Source organism: Pseudomonas sp., from assembly GCF_030696055.1.
Taxonomy (GTDB): domain Bacteria; phylum Pseudomonadota; class Gammaproteobacteria; order Pseudomonadales; family Pseudomonadaceae; genus Aquipseudomonas.
In genome coordinates this window covers 1-4,159 of the sequence record NZ_JAUYNP010000150.1, presented here as the reverse complement: position 1 = coordinate 4,159, position 4,159 = coordinate 1, and the positions used below count along the sequence as shown (strand labels likewise).

4 protein-coding genes are annotated in these 4,159 nt (G+C 60.4%); 3 read left to right on the top strand and 1 reads right to left on the bottom strand.

Features of this window, described 5'->3' with window-relative positions; genetic code table 11:
* Positions 1-323, top strand: a 323-nt coding sequence (locus Q8Q83_RS08865) for a TetR family transcriptional regulator C-terminal domain-containing protein (protein ID WP_305622953.1), incomplete at its 5' end; no start/stop codon positions are given.
* Between the two features lie 348 nt (positions 324-671).
* On the opposite strand, the gene Q8Q83_RS08860 is transcribed toward Q8Q83_RS08865, so the two are convergent.
* A complete protein-coding gene (locus Q8Q83_RS08860; RefSeq protein ID WP_305622951.1) occupies positions 672-1,112 on the bottom strand; it encodes a heme-binding protein in 441 nt (146 codons plus the stop codon).
* A 338-nt stretch (positions 1,113-1,450) separates the two neighbouring features.
* Here Q8Q83_RS08860 and gcl point away from each other — a divergent pair, with 338 nt between their 5' ends.
* Complete coding sequence (gcl, locus tag Q8Q83_RS08855; RefSeq protein ID WP_305622949.1) at positions 1,451-3,226, top strand: glyoxylate carboligase; 1,776 nt, start codon at positions 1,451-1,453, stop codon at positions 3,224-3,226.
* An 87-nt stretch (positions 3,227-3,313) separates the two neighbouring features.
* Positions 3,314-4,096 (top strand): hydroxypyruvate isomerase, encoded by a 783-nt coding sequence (gene hyi, locus Q8Q83_RS08850; protein WP_305622947.1) that lies wholly within the window; start codon positions 3,314-3,316, stop codon positions 4,094-4,096.
* Positions 4,097-4,159 lie beyond the last annotated feature (63 nt).

The window sequence follows — 4,159 nt, the reverse complement described above, 5'->3', positions numbered from 1 at the left end:
TCATGCACGGCGCGCCGCACCTGACCAGCGAGCAAACCGCCCAGTTGAATGCCCAGGCCAAGCACAATATTTCCTGCATCCAGCGCTGGATCGACCTGGGCCTGATGGCCAAGGTCGACCCGCACCATCTGCTGTTCAGCATCTGGGCCGCGACCCAGACCTACGCCGACTTCGACTGGCAGATTTCCACGGTGACCGGCAAAGCCAGCCTGGACGAGGCCGACTACGAAGCCGCCGCCCAGACCATCATTCGCCTGGTGATCAAAGGCTGCGAGATCGATGAAAGCCAGCCCAGCCCTTCCGAGCAAGTCAGCAACGCCTGATTGATCCGTAACCCGTATATGGGCTGAGCAGCGCGAAGCCCAACGCCGCCTCGGCCCCAGGCCGCCCTTCGAGCGCTAATGCCGCTCACTTAAAGCAGATGATCGGCGTTTTTTTGTAGCCCGGATGAAATCCGGGGAAAGCGACCGCCCGCCAATCCGCTCCCGGATTGCATCCGGGCTACGTTCTGTTGACCTACTGAGCAGCACGCAACGCCACCCCAAGCCAAGTCCCAGAGCGCTCCTCGAGCGCCCTTTCCCCTCGGCAAAAAAAACGGTGGATGCCCCTGGGCATCCACCGTTTTTTTGACCTGCTCTGCCGGGATTGCCTAACCCGGCGCAGCGAACCTATTAGGCGACGATACCTGCATCGGCCTGCAGCCCTACCGACTCCACGGCGCTGATGGCGCACTGCTCGTCGATATCCGAGGTATCGCCGGTGATGCCGATGGCGCCGATCACCGCACCCTGCTGATTACGGATCAACACGCCGCCCGGCGCAGGCACCAGCTTGCCATCGGCCAGGTTGTTCACCGCGCCGATAAAGGCCGGGCGTTGCTGCGCGTCGGCGGCGATCAGGCGCGAGCCCTTGCCCAGGGCCAGCGCGCCCCAGGCCTTGCCGATGGCGATCTGTGGGCGCAGCAGGCTGGCGCCATCCTCACGCTGCAGGCTGATCATATGGCCGCCGGCATCCAGAATCACCACAGTCAGTGGCGCGGCGGAAATCTCCCGGCCGACCGCCAGGGCGCGATTGCTGATGCTGGTGGCGGTGCTCAGGTTCAAAGTGTTCATGTCGGGCCCTTCCTTAATAGTGATAAGTCGTACGAAACACCTGGCTGGCAGCAGCCCCGCACGGGGTCGACAGCCGCCAGGCAATCCAAAGCTCGGCACCACTATCTCACTAGAAACAAAAAACTCAATAGGTAGATACAATCTATACTCTGTTTGTATACATTATCTTAACACGCCCTCCGCAGAGGACCGCGCGCTCCAGCTAAAACGCTCGTTTCAAAAGATTTTTCCTCGAGCGATCACTGGTAGAGAAAACTTATTGACCGCAAGGTCAAGCCATGAATAGAATCAAACCCAGCTGTTTTGTATACAATCTGACAACAAAGAGGCACAAAGTAATGGCCAGAATGAGAGCAATCGAGGCCGCCGTACTGGTGATGCGCCGCGAAGGCGTTGACACTGCGTTCGGTATTCCCGGCGCCGCCATCAACCCCCTGTACGCTGCACTGAAGAAAGTCGGCGGTATCGACCACGTCCTGGCCCGTCACGTTGAAGGCGCCTCGCACATGGCCGAGGGTTACACCCGCACCAACGCCGGCAACATCGGCGTGTGCATCGGTACGTCCGGCCCAGCCGGCACCGACATGGTTACCGGCCTGTACTCGGCATCCGCCGATTCCATCCCGATCCTTTGCATCACCGGCCAAGCGCCGCGTGCCCGCATGCACAAGGAAGACTTCCAGGCCGTCGACATCACCAGCATCGTCAAGCCGGTGACCAAGTGGGCGACCACCGTGATGGAGCCTGGCCAAGTGCCGCGCGCCTTCCAAAAAGCCTTCTATGAAATGCGCAGCGGCCGTCCAGGCCCAGTGCTGATCGACCTGCCGTTCGACGTACAGATGGCTGAGATCGAATTCGACATCGACGCCTACGAACCACTGCCGCTGGCCAAGCCAGCTGCTAACCGTGTTCAGGCCGAAAAAGCCCTGGCCATGCTCAACGAAGCCGAGCGTCCGTTGCTGGTCGCTGGTGGCGGTATCTTCAACGCCGACGCGGCAGGCAAGCTGGTTGAGTTCGCCGAACTGACCGGTGTGCCGGTGATCCCGACCCTGATGGGCTGGGGCGCGATTCCTGACGACCACAAACTGATGGTCGGCATGGTTGGCTTGCAGACTTCGCACCGTTACGGCAACGCCACCCTGCTGGAATCCGACCTGGTATTTGGTATCGGCAACCGTTGGGCCAACCGCCACACCGGTAGCGTCGAGGTTTACACCGAAGGCCGTAAATTCATCCACGTGGACATCGAACCGACGCAAATCGGCCGCGTGTTCAACCCGGACCTTGGCATCGTTTCCGACGCCGGCGCCGCCCTGGATGCCTTTATCGCAGTGGCCCGCGAGTGGAAAGCTGCCGGCAAGCTGAAAGACCGCAGCGCCTGGGTGGAATCCTGCCAGCAGCGCAAGCGTACCCTGCAGCGTAAGACTCACTTCGACAACGTGCCGGTCAAGCCGCAGCGCGTGTACGAAGAGATGAACGAGTTCTTCGGCAAGGACACCTGCTACGTCAGCACCATCGGTCTGTCGCAGATCGCCGGCGCGCAGTTCCTGCACGTTTACAAGCCGCGCCACTGGATCAACTGTGGTCAGGCCGGCCCGCTCGGCTGGACCATTCCGGCGGCACTGGGTGTGGTCAAGGCTGATCCGACTCGCAACGTAGTGGCACTGTCCGGCGACTACGACTTCCAGTTCATGATCGAAGAACTGGCTGTGGGCGCGCAGTTCAACCTGCCGTACATCCACGTAGTAGTGAACAACTCCTACCTGGGCCTGATCCGTCAGTCGCAGCGCGGTTTCGAGATGGACTACTGCGTGCAATTGGCCTTCGAGAACATCAACGCACCGGAAATCAACGGTTACGGCGTCGACCACGTTGCCGTGGTGGAAGGTCTGGGTTGTAAGGCCATCCGCGTATTCGAACCGAGCGAAATCCAGGGCGCACTGGCCAAGGCCAAGGCACTGATGGAAGAGTTCCGCGTACCGGTCATGGTCGAGATCATCCTGGAGCGTGTGACCAACATCTCCATGGGTACCGAGATCAACGCCATCAACGAGTTCGAAGAACTGGCCGAGCGCGGTGCCGATGCACCGACCGCCATCTCGCTGTTGGACTAAGACCAACCCCGTAGCCCGGATGCAATCCGGGGAGCTTTGCTGGCCACCCCCGGATTACATCCGGGCTACGAAAATAGGAGCAGCACCATGCCCCGTTTTGCCGCCAACCTGTCCATGCTGTTCACCGAAGTGGACTTCCTGGACCGTTTCGATGCAGCTGCCGCCGCCGGCTTCAGCGGTGTCGAATACCTCTTCCCCTACGACTTCAGTGTCGAAGAAATCAAAGCCCGCCTGGATGCCAACAAACTGACCCAGGTGCTGTTCAACCTGCCGGCCGGTGACTGGGCCAAGGGTGAGCGTGGCATCGCCTGCCATCCGGACCGCGTCGAAGAATTCCGCGCCGGCGTGGACAAGGCCATCACCTACGCCAAGGTGCTGGGCAACCAGCAGATCAACTGCCTGGCCGGCATCCGTCCGCAAGGACTGGATTGCGCGACCGTCGAGCAAACTTTCGTCGACAACCTCAAGTATGCCGCTGACAAGCTCGAAGCCGCTGGCATCAAGTTGGTCATGGAAGCCATCAACACCCGCGACATCCCCGGCTTCTACCTGAACAACACCAAGCAGGCCCTGGCCATTCGCGAGAAGGTCGGCAGCAGCAATCTGTACCTGCAATACGACATCTACCACATGCAAATCATGGAGGGCGATCTGGCCCGTACCGTGGAGGCGAACCTCGCCGCCATCAACCATGTGCAGTTGGCCGACAACCCGGGCCGCAACGAGCCGGGCACTGGCGAGATCAACTACCGCTTCCTCTTCGAGCACCTGGACCGTATCGGTTACCAGGGCTGGATCGGCTGTGAATACAAGCCGGCAACCACTACCGCTGCCGGCCTTGGCTGGATGAAAGCGCACAACGCAATCTGAGCCCCACTCTTATTTAGGAGAGCATCTCTCATGGCAAAAATCGGATTTATCGGCACCGGCATC

Excerpts from the sequence above, each read along its gene's own strand:
- gcl (WP_305622949.1), top strand. The coding sequence starts at position 1,451 with ATGGCCAGAATGAGAGCAATCGAGGCCGCCGTACTGGTGATGCGCCGC.
- Q8Q83_RS08860 (WP_305622951.1), bottom strand. The coding sequence starts at position 1,112 with ATGAACACTTTGAACCTGAGCACCGCCACCAGCATCAGCAATCGCGCC.
- hyi (WP_305622947.1), top strand. The coding sequence starts at position 3,314 with ATGCCCCGTTTTGCCGCCAACCTGTCCATGCTGTTCACCGAAGTGGAC.